Origin of the sequence: Bartonella sp. CL436QHHD, assembly GCF_042195105.1 — a bacterium.
Lineage (GTDB): Bacteria > Pseudomonadota > Alphaproteobacteria > Rhizobiales > Rhizobiaceae > Bartonella.
This window is the reverse complement of sequence record NZ_JBHINR010000062.1, coordinates 1-1,538: the sequence shown is the minus strand read 5'-3', so window position 1 is coordinate 1,538 and position 1,538 is coordinate 1. Positions and strand designations below refer to the sequence as shown.

Here is a 1,538-nt window from a genome sequence, read left to right as displayed (position 1 = left end):
AAAAGATGTAATACCGTTTGTGCTTGTCCTTCAGACATATCGTCGAGCTTTTTGACGTTGACATAAGCAAGTATTTTTTCTTCTTCTGTTTGGGTTTGTACGACAAGTCTTCTGATTTCATTGATCTGTTGTGGAAAAGCCTTTTTAATAGGTGTGTTCCCATCCGTATCGTCATCTTCACTCACGACATTAAGAAGCATACCTAACAGATATCTGCGTGCGTATGTGATTGCAGAACCAACCGATTGTATATTTGATTTGCATCCTTTAGTGTCATAAGGAAACTTTCCTTCTGTTGAGATTTTATTTCCAGACGGATGCGTCAAAGTCATTTCTATAATTATATTGTCTGAACTCTGTTCTTTGATACGAGAAAACAAAGCAAATCGGTGTTTTGCAAGAGTATTTTTTACAGCATCAATGTACTGGTCAAGGGTTGCATATTGGCTGTTTGTATGGGTGTTTGTAGAGTTTTTTTGTATTTTTTGATATTCTATTTGCATATTCGAAAGATCACTGGCAAATCTTTCGTAGTTTTGTCGTTCTATTTCTTTTTCTCGTAAGGCAATGAGACGCTCGAGACGGTCCATATCGACGTCATTTTCTAAGGCTCTGTTTAAAATACGTTCCATAGCAGTTTGTTTAACCGCTAAGTGATGCGTTTCTTCAATTTCTGTTAGGTTAGTGTTTTGTTCACTCATCTTGATTTCCTCCTATTTGAGCGCAATTCCCCCGTGGCGTGAATCACGCTGGTGTTTAAAAGTTGTTTGTGTGGTTAGAAACGGCTTATAGAGATACTATAAGATTAGTCGTTCGTATTTTTTTTCCATTATTGCTTCTCGCCCGTTGTGATGATTTCATCATTGATGATCTCTGCGTTTCCATGAATAAATGCATCACCATAGATTTTGGCATTTCCCCCAACTTTTGCTCTGATGGAAATCAATGGATTGTCATAGATTTTAGCATTTCCATAAATTTCAGCTTTTCCACTAATAAATGCACCACCGGAAACTTGTGCATTCTCGTAGATTTGTGCACTGGCAAAAACACGTGCATCTCCAAAAATCCTAGCATTGCCAAAAATATTAGTTTCTCCGGTAACAGATGCACTACCAAAAACACATGCATTTTCGTAAATATCAGCAATGTTATAAATATAAGCATCACCATAAACCTTGGCTTTGTCATAAACTCTTGCATGACCATCTACACGAGCGTTTCCATAAACATGTGCATCACCAAAAACCTTGGCATAACCATAGACTTTTGCATCATCGCCTACCCAGCAATAGCCATCATGACTTAGATTGTCTTCTTTTTGTATAAAACCGCCTAGGTCATCTGCTTTAACATCATCAAAATCCCTTAAAGCACGAATACGGTGAAGGGTTTTGCCATCAACCTCAGTTGTTTCATCAGTAAGTTCATATTTTTTTTCCATGGTTTATTTGCCCCTACCTTAAGATAGCATCACTTCCATAAAATGCTGTTTTGCCAGCTACTATGGCATTACCACCAACTTTTGCGTTATTATA

General features: G+C 37.5%; 2 protein-coding genes. Both read right to left on the bottom strand.

Features of this window, described 5'->3' with window-relative positions; genetic code table 11:
- Nucleotides 1-701: ERF family protein (locus ACFIKN_RS07580; RefSeq protein WP_375658174.1), on the bottom strand; the 701-nt coding region annotated here is incomplete at its 3' end.
- 128 nt (nt 702-829) lie between these two features.
- Complete coding sequence (locus ACFIKN_RS07575) at nt 830-1,444, bottom strand: hypothetical protein (protein ID WP_375658173.1); 615 nt, start codon at nt 1,442-1,444, stop codon at nt 830-832.
- Nucleotides 1,445-1,538 lie beyond the last annotated feature (94 nt).

Coding starts and splice junctions, on each gene's coding strand:
- ACFIKN_RS07575 (WP_375658173.1), bottom strand. CDS start 1,444: ATGGAAAAAAAATATGAACTTACTGATGAAACAACTGAGGTTGATGGC.